Source organism: Pseudoduganella guangdongensis (genome assembly GCF_009857475.1).
GTDB lineage: Bacteria > Pseudomonadota > Gammaproteobacteria > Burkholderiales > Burkholderiaceae_D > Rugamonas > Rugamonas guangdongensis.
Map to the genome: position 1 here is coordinate 107816 of NZ_WWCJ01000001.1, position 17595 is coordinate 125410.

Sequence of the window (17595 nt, forward strand, 5' to 3'; positions counted from 1 at the left end):
TTCGCGAGCGCACCCATGATCATCGTCCACCACCTCAACAACTCCCGTTCGCAGCGCGTGCTATGGCTGCTGGAAGAGCTGGGGCTGGCTTACGAGATCAAGCACTACCAGCGCGACCCGAAAACCATGCTGGCGCCGCCGGAGCTGCTCAAGGTGCATCCGCTCGGCAAATCGCCCGTGATCGAACATGAAGGCAATATCGTCGCCGAGTCGGGCGCCATCATCGAATACCTGGTGGAGAAACACGGCAACGACCGCCTGGTGCCGCCGGCCGGCACGCCCGACAAGCTGCGCTGGCGCTACTTCATGCATTACGCCGAAGGCTCGCTGATGTCGCCGCTGCTGATGAAGCTCGTGTTCGACAAGGTCGAATCCTCGCCCGCGCCGTTCTTCGTCAAGCCGATCAAGCGCGCCATTGCGCAGAAGGTGATGTCGAGCTTCGTCCAGCCCAACATCGACCGCCACCTGGCCTTCCTCGAAGCCGAACTGGCGCAGCGCGACTGGTTCGCCGGCAGCGAATTCAGCGCCGCCGACATCCAGATCAGCTTCCCGCTGGAAGCCGCCGCCGCACGTGGCGGCCTGGGCGCCGCCCACCCGCGCCTGCAAGCCTTCCTGCAACGCATCCACGCCCGCCCCGCCTACCAACGCGCCCTCGAACGCGGCGGCCCCTACGAGCTGCTGCGCTAAGTCAAAACACCCTGCGCCACCACCGGACAAGCTTGCTTGACTTCGGGGCGGGCGACAGAAGTTGAGATTGCTGTGCTGCCAAATCCCGAGGACGAGGAGCAGATAAAGACGGAGAGCAAATAGCTGTACGGTAAAATACCGTCCATGACAGGTAGACTACTGGCCATTGACGGTTTAAATATTGTGCGGCGTGTGTATGAGGCGAGTCCGGAGCCGGATTCCGACCTCAAAGCCGAGATCGCCATGCGCCATGCGTTCAGCGCTTTCCAGCGCCTGGTGAACGGCCATGAGCCGACCCACATCCTGCCCGCTTTCGACTACGGCGGCAGCACCTGGCGCCACACCCTGTACCAGGGTTACCGCGCGGGCCGGCAGCCGATGCCGGAGGTGCTGCGCGAGGCGCTGCCCGAGTTCTATATGCAGCTGACCAGGCTCGGCATGTGCCCGATCGCCATCCCCGACGTGGAGGCCGATGATGTGATCGGCACCGTCGTCACGCGCTGGCTGACGGAAGGCCGGGGCGAGGCGGTGGTGGCCAGCACCGACAAGGACTTGCACTGCCTGATCGCCGAGGGCGCCCGCATCTGGGACCATTTCAAGTCCGAATGGCACGACCGCGACTGGGTGGAGAAGAAGTGGGGCGTCACGCCCGGCATGCTGCCCGACCTGCTGGCGCTGATGGGCGACGAAACCGACTCCATCCCCGGCGTCTCGAACGTGGGGGTAAAAACCGCCGCCAAACTGTTGCGAACTTACGGCACTCTGGACGCAATCATGGCCGGCGCGGGTATCCTGAAGGACAAAGTGGGCGAAAGCCTACGAAAAGAGCGCGAGATGTTGTATCTTTCTCGTCAATTGGTACAACTAAAAACGGATGTAAAGATCGGCGTGAGCTGGAACATGCTGGCCTGGGACCACCGTTAAGAAAAGCTGATGTTAAAAGCGGTAATTATCGATAGTAGCGCCATTGCGCGCGGCCTGCTCAACACCGTCCTGCTGGACGGCGGTTATGACGTGGTCGGCCAGGCGCACACTTGCCTGGCTGGCAACGTCCTGCTGATCAAGCACACTCCCCAGATCATCTGCGTCGCGCGCGACTGCATCGAGGCGGACGAGCCGGCCATGCTGGCCATGCGCCGCGAGTGGCCGAAAGCCATGATCTTCATGGTGTCGTCGGAATTCGACCAGGCCACCATCCAGAAGGGGCATTCGATGGGCCTGAACGGTTATATCGTGAAGCCCTTCAATGCGGGCACGGTGCTGAAGACGATCCGTAATACCGTGATCGCCACGGTGAAGCGCCAACAGGCGGCGCAAGCAGGCGCCGCCCCGGCCGAAGGGTCAGACGAAGTCTGAGCCGTTGATAATGCCGCCGCCCAGGCAGACGTCGCCGTCGTACAGCACGGCCGACTGGCCTGGGGTGACCGCCCACTGGGCATCCATGAATTTCAACGCAAACTCGCTGTCGCCGCTGGCAGCTACGTCGCACGGCACGTCGGCCTGGCGGTAGCGCGTCTTGGCGCTGATGCGGCCCGCTTCCGGCGCCACGCCGGCGACCCAGCTGGCCTGGCCGGCCTGCAGCGCTTGCGACAGCAGCCACGGATGGTCGTGGCCCTGCACCACCCACAGGGTGTTGTTCGCCACGTCCTTGCGCGCCACATACCAGGCGTCGGACGAGCCGTCCGACTTCTGGTAAGTCTTGACGCCGCCAATGCCGATGCCCTTGCGCTGGCCCAGGGTGTAGAAGGACAGGCCCACGTGCTCGCCCACCACCTTGCCGTCCGGCGTCTTGATCGGGCCGGCCTGGTACGACAGGTAGCGGTTCAGGAATTCGCGGAACGGGCGCTCGCCGATGAAGCAGATGCCGGTCGAGTCCTTCTTGGCCGCATTCGGCAGCTGCAGCTTTTCCGCGATCTTGCGCACTTCGGTTTTCGGGATTTCGCCCAACGGGAACAGGGTCTTCGACAACTGCGCCTGGTTCAGGCGGTGCAGGAAGTAGCTCTGGTCCTTGGTGTGGTCGACCGCCTTCAGCAGCTCATGGCGGCCGTGCACGGTATTGTGGCGCACGCGCGCATAGTGGCCGGTGGCGATCAGGTCCGCGCCCAGCAGCATGGCGTGGTCGAGGAAAGCCTTGAATTTGATCTCGGCGTTGCACAGCACGTCCGGGTTCGGCGTGCGGCCGGCCTGGTATTCGCGCAGGAACTCGGCGAACACGCGGTCCTTGTATTCGGCCGCGAAGTTGACCGCTTCGATATCCACGCCCACCACGTCGGCCACGCTGGCCGCGTCGATCCAGTCCTGGCGGCTGGAGCAGAATTCGGAATCGTCGTCGTCCTCCCAGTTCTTCATGAACAGGCCGATAACCTCATAGCCCTGTTCTTTCAGTAACCAGGCGGATACGGAAGAGTCGACGCCACCGGACATGCCGATGACCACTTTTTTCTTAGTCATGATGCGTGGGGTGTTGCAAATTATCCAAAATAGAAGAAGTACTCAGACTTCTTCGAATACCGACACGTGGGTGTGCAGGATTTCCAGCGGCGCGCGCTTGCCCGCCAAATATTCGTCCACGCAGGTCAGCAGCAGGGGGCTGCGGTGGCGTTCGCGGCAGGCCGCGATTTCATCGCGCGTCATCCAATGGGTGCGCAGGATGCCGTCGTCCAGCGGGCGCTCCGGGTAGAAATCGCCCACCTCGCCGCAAAAGGCAAAACGCAGGAACGTCACCAGCTGGTTGGTGCGCGCCGAGCGATAGCGGCTCATATACATGCCCACCAAGGCGGTCGGGGTGAAATCGTAGGCCGTTTCTTCCAGCGTTTCGCGGATCACGGCCTGCTCCAGCGACTCGAGCGGGTCCAGGTGGCCGGCCGGCTGGTTCAGGCGAATACCGTCACTGGTCTCTTCTTCGATCAGAAGAAACTTCCCATCGCGCTCGATAACGGCGGCGACTGTGACATTCGGCTTCCAGGTACGCGGCATGTTGGTCCATCCTTTGGAGACCCGACATTGTAGCCTGATCTTGTCCTTCCGTTGTGACGGCCGCATGACTTTTCTTGTGCGGCGCAACATTTGTTGGCGGGGAACATTGGCTTATCAACATTTCATGTTAGATTTTAGTCAGTTTTTCCCACTATTGGAGGCATTATGAAGATTGGCGTACCGGCCGAGTCTAGGCCGGGGGAGACCAGGGTGGCAGCAACGCCCGAAACGGTCAAGAAACTAGCGGTCAAACACCAGGTGATTGTGCAGGCGGGAGCCGGCATCCAGGCCTCGGTGACAGACGAAGCATATGCCGCCGCCGGCGCCACCATTGGCACCGCTGCGGAGGCGCTGGGCGCGGACATGGTATTGAAGGTCCGGGCCCCGAATGCCGACGAACGCGCCCAGATGAAAGCTGGCGCCGTTGTCATCGGCATGCTGAATCCATTTGACGGGGAAAACATTGCGGCCATGGCGGCTTCCGGCCTGTCCGCGTTTGCATTGGAAGCTGTGCCGCGTATCACGCGCGCGCAGTCGATGGACGTGCTGTCCTCCCAGGCCAATATCGCGGGCTACAAGGCCGTGATGGTTGGCGCCAATACCTACCAGCGTTTCATGCCCATGCTGATGACGGCGGCCGGCACCGTGAAAGCTGCCCGTGTGCTGATCATGGGCGTCGGCGTGGCCGGCCTGCAAGCGATTGCAACCGCCAAGCGCCTGGGTGCCGTGATCGAAGCGTCCGACGTGCGTCCGCCCGTGAAAGAACAGGTGGAGTCGCTCGGCGCCAAATTCATCGATGTGCCGTATGAGACCGATGAAGAGCGCGAGATCGCCAAGGGCGTCGGCGGCTATGCGCGCCCGATGCCGGCCGCCTGGATGCAACGCCAGGCGGCACTGGTGCATGAACGCGCCAAACAGGCCGACATCATCATCACCACGGCACTGATCCCGGGCCGCCCGGCGCCGGTGCTGATCTCCGAAGAAACCGTCAAGGCCATGAAGCCCGGCTCCGTCATCGTCGACCTGGCGGTGGAGCAGGGCGGCAATTGCCCCTTGTCCGAACTGGGCAAGACGGTCATCAAGCACGGCGTGCACATCGTCGGCGAGCCGAACCTGGCCTGCCACGTGGCGGCGGACGCCTCGGCCCTGTATGCGCGCAATGTGCTCGACTTCCTCAAGCTGGTCTTCGACAAGGAAGATCAACTGGTTATCGACCGCGAGGATGAAATCATCAAAGCAACGCTGGTCTGCCATGGCGGCGAGACGTTGCGGAAATAGGAGATCGGAATGGAAGTCAGCAACACCATCATCAACCTGATCATCTTTGTGCTGGCCGTGTATGTGGGCTACCACGTGGTCTGGAACGTCACCCCGGCGCTGCATACGCCGCTGATGGCGGTAACCAATGCGGTATCGGCCATCATCATCGTGGGCGCCATGCTGGCGGCCGCGCTGACCGAGGGGCTGGTCGGGCAAATCATGGGCACGGTCGCGGTGGCGCTGGCCGCCGTCAACGTGGTCGGCGGCTTCATGGTCACGCAGCGCATGCTTGAGATGTTCAAGAAGAAGGAAAAGAAAACGTCGGAAGGAGGCAAGGCATGAGTTTCGTCACCATGAACCTTGTCACGATGATGTACCTGATCGCGTCGGTCTGCTTTATCCAGGCGCTGAAAGGTCTGTCCTCGCCGGCCACGGCGCGCCGCGGCAACGCCTTCGGCAAGCTGGGGATGGCGATCGCCTTCGTGACCACCTTCGCCCTGATCCTGCGCATCAAGGCCGACCTGTCGCAGGCCAACCAGATGGCCGAAATGGCGGTCGAACTGGCGCGCGCCCAGGGCATGAACGCGGTGGCGCCCAAGCTTGGCTCGGGCGGCCTGGGGCTGGGCCTGGTGGCGCTGGGCGTGCTCGTGGGCGGCAGCATCGGCGCCTTCCTCGCCAAGCGCGTCGAGATGACCAAGATGCCGGAACTGGTGGCGGCGATGCACTCGCTGATCGGCATGGCGGCGGTGTGCATCGCCATTGCCGCAGTCGCCGAGCCGTCGGCCTTCGGCATCGCGGCGCGCGGCGAAGCACTGCCGCTGGGTAACCGCATTGAACTGTTCATCGGCACCTTTGTCGGCGCCATCACCTTCAGCGGTTCGGTAATCGCCTTCGGCAAGCTGGCGGGCAAGTACAAGTTCCGCCTGTTCCAGGGCGCGCCGGTGGTGTTCAGCGGCCAGCACATGCTGAACCTGCTGCTGGCGCTGGTCATGGTCGGCCTGGGCCTGGTGTTCGTGCTGAAGGACGGCGTCGCGCCGGCCTGGACCCCGTTCCTGCTGATGACCGCGATTGCCTTTGTGCTGGGCGTGCTGATCATCATCCCGATCGGCGGCGCCGATATGCCGGTGGTGGTGTCGATGCTGAACTCCTACTCCGGCTGGGCGGCGGCGGGTATCGGCTTCTCGCTGAATAACTCGATGCTGATCATTGCCGGTTCGCTGGTGGGTTCCTCGGGCGCGATCCTGTCCTACATCATGTGCAAGGCGATGAACCGCTCCTTCTTCAACGTGATCCTGGGCGGCTTTGGCGGCGATGCGGCGGCGGCGGCGGGCGGCGGCGACCAGCAGCAGCGCAATGTGAAGTCGGGCTCCTCCGACGACGCCGTGTTCCTGATGCAGAATGCCGAAACCGTGATCATCGTTCCCGGCTACGGCCTGGCGGTGGCGCGCGCCCAGCACGCGCTCAAGGAGCTGGTTGAAAAACTGACGCACCAGGGCGTGACGGTGAAGTACGCGATCCACCCGGTGGCCGGCCGCATGCCGGGCCATATGAACGTGCTGCTGGCGGAAGCCGAAGTGCCATATGACCAGGTGTTCGAGATGGAGGACATCAACAGCGAATTCGCGCAAGCCGACGTGGTGCTGGTGCTGGGCGCGAACGACGTGGTGAACCCGGCGGCAAAAGACCCCAAATCGCCGATCGCCGGCATGCCGATCCTGGAAGCCTACAAGGCGAAAACCATCATCGTCAACAAACGCTCGATGGCCTCCGGCTACGCCGGCCTGGACAACGAGCTGTTCTACATGGACAAGACCATGATGGTGTTCGGCGATGCCAAGAAAGTCCTGGAAGACATGGTGAAGGCGGTCGAGTAGCCCTGACGGGCCTTTAGCGGTAGTCCGCGTCGGCGGTCGGTTTCGACCGCTGGCGCTGGAATTCCAGCATCTGGCTGCGGTAGCGCTGCTTGCCTGCTTCCGTCAGCCAGGTATCCTGTGCCCGCATCAGTATTTCGGCCCCCTGCGGCGTGCCGAGGATGCGGTCAATTTTCCTGATCATTGCCTGCCCCCATGGCGTGCGCGGGCAAGCCACGCCTGCCACGACGGCTTGCGTGTTGCGGGCAATGGCGACTGTGCGCAGTGGCGCCAGCTCCGCTTGCACCGACTGCGCGTACGCCAGCGCAAAATCGTAGTCGAAGGTGTAGTCGGCACGGTTGCGCGCCACCATCATCAGCACTTTGCGGCCATAGTCGCCAATCGACGTCCTTTCGATATTGGCCGTGCTTGCGTGCTGCGCCAGGACCGCATCGACCTGCTTGCCATAACTGCGGTTCTCGACAATGGCGCCGCGGTACTTGCGCATGGCGAGCAGTTGCGCCAGCTCCACCTCGCCGGCGGCATTCAGCGGCAGGCCCGCCAGCGAATCCGCGCGCGCCACCAGCACCGGCGGCGGCACCAGGCTGGTGTTGCTGAAATACGCGCTGCGCTCGCGCTCGGGCGTACGCAGGGCCGCAACGAAGCAGGCTTTGGCGCCTTGCTCCAGCATGACCCAGGTGCGCTTCGAATTGGCGTACACATAGCTGTGGTCATCGTGGCCCCAGTGTGCGGCCAGGTAGCGCACGATCTGGTCGGCGATGCCAGTGGTCGGGGCGCCGTTCACCGGGATGGTGACGGGCGGGAAGTCGGACATCAGCCACGTCATCTGCTCCTGTGCCTGCGATGGGCCGGCGAGCAGCAGGGCGGCGAAGGCGATTGTTCTCATGGCGTGCTGGCCCGTGGTGTGCATTTTCCGCTCAGCGGCGGCCGTACATCATCAACTCCGCCAGCACGGTGCGGGCGGGGGCGGCGATGTCGATGGCGGCCAGGCCCAGGCCGAGCAGGGGCTGCAGGGCGGATTCGTTGGCGAAGACGCGCGCCATGGTGTCGGTCAGGCGCACAGTCAGGCGGCGGTCTTGCCGGCGCTGGGCGGCGTACTGCGCCAAAGCGTCGGGCCCGGCGCCGGGATAGCGCGCCAGCAGGCGCGCCAGTTCGCTGGCGTCGCGCAGGCCGAGATTCAGGCCCTGGCCGGCGACCGGGTGCAGGGTTTGCGCGGCGTTGCCGATGGCGACCGTGCGCGCAGTGCCGACGGCGCCGGCGTTCAGGCCGAGCGGGAAGGCGAGGCGGCGCGTGGCATGCGTGAAGCGGCCCAGGCGCTCGCCAAAGGTGGCGCCCAGGCGCGCCAGGAAGGCCTCGTCGTCCAGTGCCAGCAGCTCTTGCGCGCTGGCGGGGCGGGCGCACCAGACCAGGGAGTAGCCGTCGTCCTGCGGCAGCAGGGCCAGCGGGCCTTCGCTGGTGAAGCGTTCGTAGGCGCGGTGCGCCACCGGGGCGCTGGTGTTGACCTGGGCGATGATGGCGGTTTGCTGGTAGTCGCGCTGCCGGGCTTTGGCGGCTTGCTCGCCGAACAGGCCGCCCTCGGCTTGCACCACGACGGCGGCGCGCAGCGCGCGCGCGGGCTGGCCTTCCTGTTCCAGGTGCAGGGTGACGCTGTCGCCCGCCTCGTCGCTGCCGGCGACGCGCGCCGGGCGCAGGGCGGGAATGCCGAGCGCTTGGCAGCTGCGGCCCAGGGCTTCGACGATGGCGCCGTAGCGGGTGACGTAGCCGAGCGCGGGCACCTTGTGTTCGTCGCGCGTGATCATGCTGCGGCCGAACTGGCCACGGCGCGAGACGTGGATTTCGTGGATGGCGGTGGCGTGGATCGGCCAGGCGCCGATCTGCTCCAGGATCTGGCGGCTGCCGTAGGACAGGGCCAGGGTGCGCGGGTCTTGCATGGCTTGTGCGAGCGGCTTGGCGTCGACCAGCACCAGGCGCGCCGGGTCGGCGCCGCGCTTGACCAGCAGTGCGGCCAGTGCCATGCCGGCCGGGCCGGCGCCGCAGATGGCGATATCGTAATCAATCATTTCATTAACGCTTCTATCTCGGCCGCTGTTTTGGGCGCGCCGCCCGTCAGCAGCTGGTAGCCGCCTGCGCGCACGATCACGTCGTCCTCGATGCGGATGCCGATGTTCCAGTATTGCTGCGGCACGCCGGCGGCGGGGCGCACGTAGATGCCCGGTTCCACCGTCATGGCCATGCCCGGCTGCAGCAGGCGCGATGGCTTGTCCTCGCGCGCCAGGTCGCGGTACAGGCCGACGTCGTGCACGTCCATGCCGATCCAGTGGCCGGTGCCGTGCATGTAGAACTGGGTGTATTTTTTCTCGGCCAGCACTTCGTCCAGGCTGCCCTGCAGCAGGCCGAAGTCCAGCATGCCCTGCGCCAGCACGCGCACGGCGGCGTCGTGCGCGTCGTGGTATTTGCGGCCGGGGGCGATGGCGTCGAAGGCGGCTTGCTGGGCGGCCAGCACCAGTTCGTACAGTTCGCGCTGCGGCTTGCTGAAGCGGCCGTTGGCGGGGAAGGTGCGGGTGATGTCGGCCGCGTAGCCGTCAAGCTCGCAGCCGGCGTCGATCAGCACCAGGTCGCCGTCTTCGATGCGCCGGTTGTTGGCCTTATAGTGCAGCACGCAGGCGTTGTGGCCGGAGGCGACGATCGGGGTGTAGGCCGGGAACTGGGCGCCGTGGCGGCGAAATTCGTGCAGCAGCTCCGCCTCCAGCTGGTACTCGTGGATGCCGGGCTGGGCGAAGCGCATGGCGCGCGCGTGGGCGCCGGCGGAGATCTCGCCGGCGCGCAGCATGATGGCGCTTTCGTGATCGTCCTTGAACAGGCGCATTTCATCGACCAGGGGCGCCAGGTCGCGCAGCACCGGCGGCGCGCTGATGCCGCTGCGCGCCAGCTTGCGCACGCCTTCCAGCCAGCGCTGCTGCTGCGCGCTGGCGTCCGCGCTGCGGCCCAGGGCGCCGTACAGGGCGCTGGCGTTGGACAGCTGGCGCAGCATGTGTTCGTCCAGCGCGCCGATAGGGAAGGCGAAGTCGAAGCCAAAGGCGTCGCGCGCGGCCGCGGGGCCGTAGCGGTAGCCGTCCCAGATCTCGGATTCCGGGTGCTTCTCGCGGCAGAACAGGATTGATTGCGCGGCGGCGCTGCCGCGCGGCGCCACCAGCAGCAGCAGCGCTTCCGGCTCGCTGAAACCGGTCAGGTAGTAAAAGGAGCTGTCGTGGCGGTAGGGGTATTCGCTGTCGGCATTGCGCGCGACTTCGGGCGCGGTGCCGATGACCGCCACGCTGCCCGGCTCCATCTGGGCCAGCAGGCGCGCGCGGCGGTCGCTGTACGGTTTCATTTGTTCAGCTCTTCCAGCTGCTGCACGGTGCCGACGTTGACCCACTCATCCTGGTAGATCTCGCCGCCGATGCGGCCCTGGTCGGCGAACTGGAACAGCAGCTTGCCCAGGCCGGCCTTCTGGCCCGGCGCAATGCCGTCGAACATTTCGCGCCGGTACACGCCGATGTTGGCGAAGTTCCACTTGGGCGAGCCCTGGCCGGAAATCGTGTACAGGTTGAGCGCGAAGTCGCCGTCCGGGTTATGCCATGGGTTGGGCGTCAGCCACACCCAGGCGATGTCGCGCACTGCGGCGGGGTAGGGCTCGCCGCGGTGGTCGTGGTCCTTCAGCACCTCCAGCGCTTCCGAAAAATCGAAGTGCGGGCAGAAGATATCGCCCGACAGCACCAGGAACGGTTGGTCGCCCAGCAGGTGCAGGGCGTTGGCGATGCCGCCCGCCGTTTCCAGCGCCTCCGCTTCCGGCGAGTACTGGATCCTGGCGCCGAACTGCGCGCCGTCGCCCAGCGCCGCCTCGATCATGTGGCCGAGGTGGGCGTGGTTGATGACGATCTCGGTGATCCCGGCGCGCACCAGGTTCAGGATGTGCCACACGATCAGCGGCCGGCCGCGCACTTTCAGCAGCGGCTTGGGGCAGGTGTCGGTCAGCGGGCGCATACGTTCGCCGCGGCCGGCGGCGAGAATCATGGCTTTCATGCGCAGTCCCTTAGAAGGTGTAGCCGACTTGCGGCGCGCTGCCTTCCAGCGCGTCGAGCAGCTTGATCAGCGGCTTGAGGTCGCGGTAGCGGTTGGCGGTCTTGCGCACGTAGTCCATCACGGTCGGCAGGTCGCCCAGGTAGAGCGCTTTGCCGTCGCGGTAATTGAGGCGGCAGAAGATGCCCAGGATCTTCAGGTGGCGCTGCAGCGCCATGTATTCGAAGTCCTTGTAGAAATCGTCGAAGTCCTTCTTCACCGGCAGGCCGGCGCTGCGCGCGTGCTGCCAGTAGCGGATCACCCAGTCCAGCACCAGCTCCTCGTCCCACGCCACGTAGGCGTCGCGCAGCAGGGAGGCGGCGTCGTAGGTGATCGGGCCGTACACCGCGTCCTGGAAGTCGAGGATGCCGGGATTGTCGGCGTCCATCCACATCAGGTTGCGCGAGTGGAAGTCGCGGTGCATATAGACCTGGGGCTGGGCCAGGCAGTTGGCCAGGATCGCCTCGAACACCTTGTCCAGCTCTTTCTGCTGCGCCTCGCCCAGGGTCACACCGAGGTGCTTGCCGATGTACCACTCGGGGAAGATATTCAGCTCGCGCAGCATGAAGGCGCGGTCGAATTCCGGCAGCACGCCGGGCTGGCTCGCCTGCTGGACTTTGACCAGGGCCGACAGGGCCTCGGCGTACAGGGTGGCGGCCGAATCGGGGTTCAGCGCCTGCAGGTAGGTCACGGTGCCCAGGTCGGACAGCAGCAGGAAGCCGCGCGCGCTGTTTTCCGCCACGATGGCCGGCACCGAGACGCCGGCGTCGGCCAGCAGGCCTTGCACTTTCACGAAGGCCGGCACGTTTTCACGTTCCGGCGGGGCGTCCATGACGACCAGGGTGGCGCCGTGGGCGGCGCGCTGCTCCGGCAGCACGTCGACGCGGAAATAACGGCGGAAGCTGGCGTCCTCGGAAGCCGGGCGCGCCGATGCGACGTCGACCAGGTTGAGGCCCTGCAGCCATTCTTTGAGCTCGGCGAGGCGTGGATCGGCGGCTTGGGATGATAAATTAGACAATAAAGACATTGAAACAGCCTGCGGAATCCGGTTGAAGGTAAAGATTCCCATATAATAAGGGATTCACATTAAAAAATCGCCTTTATGGTGTTTCACGCGTACCTTCCATGACCCGGTTCCTGGCTCCACCCAACCCGAAACGCTGGGCGTTCGCCTTGACCGCCATTGCCGCCGCCGTCGCGGCGTTGCCGGCCCATGCCCAGGCGCCCGCCGCCAAGCGCGCGCCGCGCGTGGAAGATAAAAACGCCGTCACCACGGTGCGCGCCGAGGACATCGCCGGCCGCCCGGAACGCGAGCTGCGCCTGCAGCGCGACGTCGAGGTGGTGCGCGACAAGCTGCGCGTGACCGCCGACGGCGCCGCCTTCCAGCAGGTGGAGCAGGAGCTGGAGGCCAAGGGCAATGTGCGCATGTGGCGCTTCGGCGATTACTACACCGCCGATGAAGTGAAGCTGAATATGGAAACGGGGCGCGGCTACATGCTGCAGCCGACCTATCAGCTGGAAATGAACAACGCCCAGGGCAAGGCGCAGCGCATCAACTTCCTGAGCGAGGACGAGGCGCAGGTGGTGGACGGCACCTACAGCACCTGCCCCGGCCCGAATCCGGACTGGTACCTGAAGGCGCGCTCGCTGAACCTGGACCAGGGGCGCGACGTCGGCACCGCCGGCGCCACCATCGTGTATTTCAAGGACGTGCCCTTCCTCGGCACGCCGGCCCTGTCGTTCTCGCTGTCGGGCGCGCGCCGCTCCGGCTGGCTGCCGCCAACGCCGGCCTATTCGACCAAGAGCGGCCCGGAACTGCTGGTGCCGTACTACTTCAATATCGCGCCCAACCGCGACCTGACGCTGTACCCGCGCTATATTTCGCGCCGCGGCCTGCAGATGGGCGCCGTGGGCCGCTATATCGGCGAGACCGACGCCGGCAACTACTACGAGGGCCGCACCTTCGTCGAGTACCTGCCGAACGACAAGGCGGCCAAGCGCGACCGCTGGCAGCTGCATTCGGTGCACACCCAGGCGCTGGCCAAGGACTGGACCTACGGCTGGAACCTGCGCGCGGCGTCGGACGACAACTACCCGAACGACTTCTCGAAGACGGTGTCGTCCTCCTCCGAGCGCCAGCTGCTGAAGGAGCTGCGCACCGACTACCGCGGCGAGTACTGGGCCATGACGGTGCGCGCGCAAAAGTACCACGTGCTGCAGGACCCGGATTCGGTGCGCGACCAGGACTTGTTCGTCACCCGCCCGTACGACCGCCTGCCGGCCATCAACCTGCACGCGGCGCGCTACGACGTGGGCGGCTTCGACTGGCAGTTCGATTCCGAGCTGACGCGTTTCTGGCACCCGGACCTGCCGAAAGGGAATCGCCTGGTGGCGGTGCCGCAGGTGAGCTACCCGATTATCGGCCCGTCCTACTTCGTGACGCCCAAGCTGATGCTCAACGCCAGCGCCTACCAGCTCGACGCGCACGGCAAGGACGCGGCGCGCTCGCTGGACCGCGCGGTGCCCACCTTCTCGCTCGATTCGGGCCTGGTGTTCGAGCGCGACGCCAAGCTCGGCGGCCGCACCCTGACCCAGACCCTGGAGCCGCGCCTGTTCTACGTCTACACGCCGTACCGCGAGCAGGACCAGTTCCCGAACTTCGACACGGCGGTGTCGACCTTCAACTTCGCCCAGATCTTCCGCGAGAACCGCTTTGTCGGCTCCGACCGCATCGGCGACGCCAACCAGGTGACGGCGGCCGTGGTGTCGCGCTTCCTGGAAAGCAGCGGCGCCGAGCGCCTGCGCCTGGCGTTTGGCCAGCGCTTCTATTTCTCCGACCAGCGCGTGCAGATCGACAAGAGCACGCCGGTCAACAGCAGCCGTTCCGACATGCTGCTGGCCGCCACCGGGCGCATCTCCGAATCCTGGGGCGTGGACAGCGCGGTGCAGTACAACCCGAGCACCAGCAAGGTCACCACCTCGAATATGACCTTGCAGTACACGCCGGGCGCGTATAAGGTGATCAACGCCGGCTACCGCTATGTGCGCGACAGCTTCAAGAATGCCGACCTGTCGACCCAGTGGCCGATTTCGGCCAAGTGGTATGGTGTGGGCCGCGTCTCCTATTCGCTGCGCGACCACAAGGTGCTGGAGAGCGTGGTGGGGGTCGAGTACAACTGCGATTGCTGGGTATTCCGTACCGGCGCGCAGCGCTTCGTCACCACCGCCAACAAGACCTCGACCCAGTTCTTCTTCCAGCTGGAGCTGAACGGCCTGTCCAAATTCGGTATCGGCAACCCGCTGGAGGTGCTGAAGAACAGCATCCCCGGCTATCGTCGCGTGAATGAAGGCATTCGTTAAGCCTCCACTTTTCCAACACTGATACAAGAGCGTTTCAGATTATGCACCCGATCAAATTAGCTGCTGCCCTGCTGTGTGCTTCCCTCGCCGTCCCGGCCCTGGCGCAAAACGCCAAGCCGGCCGCACCCGCCGCGCCTGCGGCACCGGCGTCCAAGGGCTTCACGCCGCCGGGCCAGTCGGCCAACAAGCCGATCGACGCCATCGCCGTTATCGTCAACGATGAAGTGATCACCCAGCGCGAACTGAACGAACGCGTGGGCACCATCGTGGCGCGCATGCAGCAGCAGAAAATGGCGCTGCCCGATGCCGCCGACCTGCGCCGCCAGATCCTGGAGCGCATGATCATCGAACGCGCCCAGCTGCAGCTGGCCAAGGAGATGGGCGTGCGGGTGGACGACACCATGCTGGACCGCGCCATTGGCCGCATCGCCGAGCAGCAGAAGATGACGGTGCAACAGATGCGCAACCAGATGGAAAAAGAAGGCACCACCTTTGCCGCCTTCCGCGAGGAGATCCGCGAGGAAATCGTGATGCAGCGCCTGCGCGAGTACGAGGTGGACAACAAGATCAATATCTCGGAAGCGGAAGTGGACAGCTTCATCGCCACCGAGAAGGCGGCGGCGGCCGACCAGTTCGAGCTGAACATCTCGCAGCTGATGGTGCGCATCCCGGAAAACGCCACGCCGGAAGTGATTGCCCAGCGCCAGAAACGCGCCGAGGAAGTGGCGCGCCAGCTGCGCACCGGCGCCGACTTCGCCAAGATGGCGGCCACCTATTCCGACGCCTCCGACGCGCTGCAGGGCGGCGCCGTGGGCTGGCGCCCGAGCAGCGCGCTGCCGCCGCTGTTCGCCGAGGCGCTGGGCAAGCTGAAGCCGGGCCAGGTGACCCCGATCATCAAGAGCGCGGCCGGCTTCCACATCCTGAAGCTGGTCGACAAGCGCAGCCTGGCCGAAGCGCAGGCGGCGGAAACCGTGCAGCAGACCCACGTGCGCCACATCCTGCTCAAGGTTTCGCCGACCCAGAACGCCGCGGAAGTCAAGCGCAAGCTGCTGGAGCTGAAGCAGCGCATCGACAACAAGGCCGCCAAGTTCGACGAGCTGGCGCGCGTGCACTCGCAGGACTCCGCCGCCAAGGGCGGCGACCTGGGCTGGCTGGCGCCGGGCGACTCGCTGCCCGAGTTCGAGCGCGCGGTCGATAGCTTGAAAGTGGGCCAGGTGTCGGAGCCGGTGGAAACCGCCTTCGGCTATCACCTGATCGAAGTACTCGAGCGCAAAGCCGACGACGTCTCGAAAGAGAAGCAGCGCGCCGCCGCCCGCAACGCCCTGCGCGAGCGCAAGCTGGTGGAAGCGATCGAGGACTGGCAGCGCCAGGTGCGCGACCGCGCCTACGTCGAGTTCCGCGACGAATCGCTGAAATAAAGCAGGAGGAGAGAGCATGAGCCGACCGCGCGTCGCCATCACCACCGGCGAACCGGCCGGCATCGGGCCGGAAATCGCCATCCGCGCGGCATGGGCCATGCGGCAGCGGGTCAACGCGGTGCTGGTGGGCGACGCCGCCTTCCTGGCCATGACCGCCGCCGAGATCGATCCCGCAATCCGCATCAGCGCCGTCAGCACCATGGCGGCGCGCAATGCCGGCCTGCCGCACTTCGGCGCCGACCGCCTGTGCGCGCTCGACATCCCGCTCGGCGCCCACGTGCAGCCGGGCGTGCTGGACAAGGAAAACGGCCGCTACGTGCTGGCCACGCTGGACGCCGCCATCGAAGGCGTGCAAGCCGGCTGGTTCGATGCCGTCGCCACCGCGCCGGTGCAGAAGTCCACCATCAACGACGCCGGCGTCGCCTTCACCGGCCACACCGAATACTTCGCCGAGCAGACCGGCACCGCGCGCGTCGTCATGATGCTCGCCGGCCAGCCCCACAGCCCCTGGCCTGCCGCCGCCAGCGCCGCCGTGCCGCCGCAACTACGGGTCGCCCTGGCCACGACCCACCTGCCGCTCAAAGACGTCAGCGCGGCGTTGACGCTGGACAGCCTGGCGCAAACCCTGAACATCCTGGAGGCCGACCTGCGCCGCAAGTTCGGCCTCGCCGCCCCGCGCATCCTGGTGGCCGGCCTCAACCCGCACGCCGGCGAAAACGGCTACCTGGGCCGCGAAGAAATCGACACCATCAGCCCCGCCCTGGCAGCGGCCAGGGAGCGCGGCATCGACGCCCGCGGCCCGTATCCGGCCGACACCCTGTTCCAGCCCAAATACCTGCAAGACGCCGACTGCGTCCTGGCCATGTACCACGACCAGGGCCTGCCGGTGTTGAAATACGCCACCTTCGGCCACGGCGTCAACATCACCCTCGGCCTGCCGCTGATCCGCACCTCGGTCGACCACGGCACCGCGCTCGACCTGGCCGCGCAAGGCCTGGGCCGCGCCGACTGCTCCAGCATGCAGGCCGCCCTGGAAGCCGCCCTGCAGATGGTGCAGGCCAGCCGCCCATAAGAAAGACAACACATGAAACACATCGCCCGCAAACGCTTCGGCCAGAATTTCCTGCACGACGCCAACGTCCTTGGCAACATCATCGCCGGCATCGACCCGCGCCCCGGCGACACCATGGTGGAAATCGGCCCCGGCCTGGCCGCCATGACCGATCTGCTGCTGAAATCCCTGCCGCACATGCACGTGGTCGAGCTTGACCGCGACCTGGTGGCGCGCCTGGAAAAGCGCTTCACGCGCGACCAGCTCACCATCCACTCCGGCGACGCCCTCAAGTTCGACTTCGGTTCGATCCCGGTGCCGCCCGGGCAAAAGCTGCGCGTGGTCGGCAACCTGCCGTACAACATCTCCTCGCCGCTGCTGTTCCACCTGGCCGAATTCGCGCCGTTGGTGCAAGACCAGGTCTTCATGCTGCAAAAGGAAGTGGTGGAGCGCATGGTGGCCGAACCCGGCACCAAGGCCTACAGCCGCCTGTCGGTGATGCTGCAGTGGCGCTACCGGATGGACATGCTGTTCATCGTCCCGCCGGAAGCGTTCGACCCGCCGCCGAAAGTCGATTCCGCCATCGTGCGCATGGTGCCCATTGAAAAGCCGCTGGCCTGCGACCCGGCGCGCCTGGAGGCGGTGGTGCAGAAAGCCTTCTCCCAGCGCCGCAAGGTAATCCGCAACTGCGTGGCCGGCATGTTCACCCCCGAGCAGCTGGAAGCCGTCGGCATCAACCCCGGCGACCGCCCGGAAACCGTCCCGGTCGAAGCCTACGTCGCCCTGGCCAACCTGCCCGTGTGAATTAGGCAAAAAAAACCCGCTCAGGGAGCGGGTGAAATCCATTTCTTGTTAAGAAGTGGAGGAGACGGGT

17 protein-coding genes are annotated in these 17595 nt (G+C 65.5%); 10 read left to right on the forward strand and 7 right to left on the reverse strand.

What is annotated here, in order from left to right; all coding sequences use genetic code 11:
* The first annotated feature begins 15 nt into the window (after nucleotides 1-15).
* From GTP41_RS00510 to GTP41_RS00520, 3 genes are all read left to right on the forward strand, one after another.
* Nucleotides 16-687: a glutathione S-transferase family protein gene (locus GTP41_RS00510; protein WP_161023595.1), complete on the forward strand. Its 672-nt coding sequence runs from the start codon at nucleotides 16-18 to the stop codon at nucleotides 685-687.
* Between the two features lie 144 nt (nucleotides 688-831).
* Nucleotides 832-1611 carry a 5'-3' exonuclease gene (locus GTP41_RS00515; RefSeq protein WP_161023596.1) on the forward strand — a complete coding sequence of 260 codons (780 nt, stop codon included), beginning with the start codon at nucleotides 832-834 and terminating at the stop codon, nucleotides 1609-1611.
* A 9-nt stretch (nucleotides 1612-1620) separates the two neighbouring features.
* Entirely contained in the window at nucleotides 1621-2043 is a 423-nt protein-coding gene (locus tag GTP41_RS00520; RefSeq protein ID WP_161023597.1) for an ANTAR domain-containing protein, read from the forward strand.
* On the opposite strand, the gene mnmA is transcribed toward GTP41_RS00520, so the two are convergent.
* Entirely contained in the window at nucleotides 2029-3138 is a 1110-nt protein-coding gene (gene mnmA, locus GTP41_RS00525; RefSeq protein WP_161023598.1) for a tRNA 2-thiouridine(34) synthase MnmA, read from the reverse strand. The genes GTP41_RS00520 and mnmA overlap by 15 nt on opposite strands.
* Before the next feature lie 42 nt (nucleotides 3139-3180).
* Complete coding sequence (locus tag GTP41_RS00530) at nucleotides 3181-3663, reverse strand: NUDIX hydrolase (protein WP_161023599.1); 483 nt, start codon at nucleotides 3661-3663, stop codon at nucleotides 3181-3183.
* Between the two features lie 165 nt (nucleotides 3664-3828).
* On the opposite strand from GTP41_RS00530, the gene GTP41_RS00535 reads away from it, so the two are divergent.
* Genes GTP41_RS00535 through GTP41_RS00545 form a run of 3 tightly spaced genes read left to right on the forward strand, consistent with a single transcriptional unit; the run spans nucleotide 3829 to nucleotide 6797 of the window.
* Nucleotides 3829-4941: a Re/Si-specific NAD(P)(+) transhydrogenase subunit alpha gene (locus tag GTP41_RS00535; RefSeq protein WP_161023600.1), complete on the forward strand. Its 1113-nt coding sequence runs from the start codon at nucleotides 3829-3831 to the stop codon at nucleotides 4939-4941.
* Between the two features lie 9 nt (nucleotides 4942-4950).
* Nucleotides 4951-5265, forward strand: a complete 315-nt coding sequence (locus tag GTP41_RS00540) for an NAD(P) transhydrogenase subunit alpha part 2 (protein WP_161023601.1) — start codon at nucleotides 4951-4953, stop codon at nucleotides 5263-5265.
* A complete protein-coding gene (locus tag GTP41_RS00545) occupies nucleotides 5262-6797 on the forward strand; it encodes an NAD(P)(+) transhydrogenase (Re/Si-specific) subunit beta (protein WP_161023602.1) in 1536 nt (511 codons plus the stop codon). Before GTP41_RS00540 ends, GTP41_RS00545 begins: the two co-directional genes overlap by 4 nt.
* Nucleotides 6798-6810: 13 nt before the next feature.
* Here GTP41_RS00545 and GTP41_RS00550 read toward each other — a convergent pair whose 3' ends face one another.
* Genes GTP41_RS00550 through GTP41_RS00570 form a run of 5 tightly spaced genes read right to left on the reverse strand, consistent with a single transcriptional unit; the run spans nucleotide 6811 to nucleotide 11919 of the window.
* Nucleotides 6811-7704, reverse strand: a complete 894-nt coding sequence (locus GTP41_RS00550; protein ID WP_161023603.1) for a TIGR02285 family protein — start codon at nucleotides 7702-7704, stop codon at nucleotides 6811-6813.
* A gap of 7 nt (nucleotides 7705-7711) precedes the next feature.
* Nucleotides 7712-8854: a UbiH/UbiF/VisC/COQ6 family ubiquinone biosynthesis hydroxylase gene (locus GTP41_RS00555; RefSeq protein WP_161023604.1), complete on the reverse strand. Its 1143-nt coding sequence runs from the start codon at nucleotides 8852-8854 to the stop codon at nucleotides 7712-7714.
* Nucleotides 8851-10164, reverse strand: a complete 1314-nt coding sequence (pepP, locus tag GTP41_RS00560) for a Xaa-Pro aminopeptidase (protein ID WP_161023605.1) — start codon at nucleotides 10162-10164, stop codon at nucleotides 8851-8853. The genes GTP41_RS00555 and pepP overlap by 4 nt, the downstream gene beginning before the upstream one ends.
* Complete coding sequence (gene murU, locus GTP41_RS00565) at nucleotides 10161-10856, reverse strand: N-acetylmuramate alpha-1-phosphate uridylyltransferase MurU (RefSeq protein ID WP_161023606.1); 696 nt, start codon at nucleotides 10854-10856, stop codon at nucleotides 10161-10163. The genes pepP and murU overlap by 4 nt, the downstream gene beginning before the upstream one ends.
* Before the next feature lie 10 nt (nucleotides 10857-10866).
* Nucleotides 10867-11919, reverse strand: a complete 1053-nt coding sequence (locus GTP41_RS00570; protein ID WP_161023607.1) for an aminoglycoside phosphotransferase family protein — start codon at nucleotides 11917-11919, stop codon at nucleotides 10867-10869.
* Nucleotides 11920-12017: 98 nt separating this feature from the next.
* Between GTP41_RS00570 and GTP41_RS00575 the strand changes: the two genes are divergently transcribed.
* The 4 genes from GTP41_RS00575 to rsmA are packed head-to-tail and all read left to right on the forward strand — an operon-like array spanning nucleotide 12018 to nucleotide 17525.
* Entirely contained in the window at nucleotides 12018-14252 is a 2235-nt protein-coding gene (locus GTP41_RS00575; RefSeq protein ID WP_161023608.1) for an LPS-assembly protein LptD, read from the forward strand.
* Between the two features lie 41 nt (nucleotides 14253-14293).
* On the forward strand, nucleotides 14294-15670 hold the full coding sequence (locus tag GTP41_RS00580; protein WP_161023609.1) for a peptidylprolyl isomerase: 1377 nt from the start codon (nucleotides 14294-14296) through the stop codon (nucleotides 15668-15670).
* Nucleotides 15671-15686: 16 nt separating this feature from the next.
* Complete coding sequence (gene pdxA, locus GTP41_RS00585; protein ID WP_161023610.1) at nucleotides 15687-16742, forward strand: 4-hydroxythreonine-4-phosphate dehydrogenase PdxA; 1056 nt, start codon at nucleotides 15687-15689, stop codon at nucleotides 16740-16742.
* Between the two features lie 12 nt (nucleotides 16743-16754).
* Nucleotides 16755-17525: a 16S rRNA (adenine(1518)-N(6)/adenine(1519)-N(6))-dimethyltransferase RsmA gene (rsmA, locus tag GTP41_RS00590; RefSeq protein ID WP_161023611.1), complete on the forward strand. Its 771-nt coding sequence runs from the start codon at nucleotides 16755-16757 to the stop codon at nucleotides 17523-17525.
* Nucleotides 17526-17595: the final 70 nt, after the last annotated feature.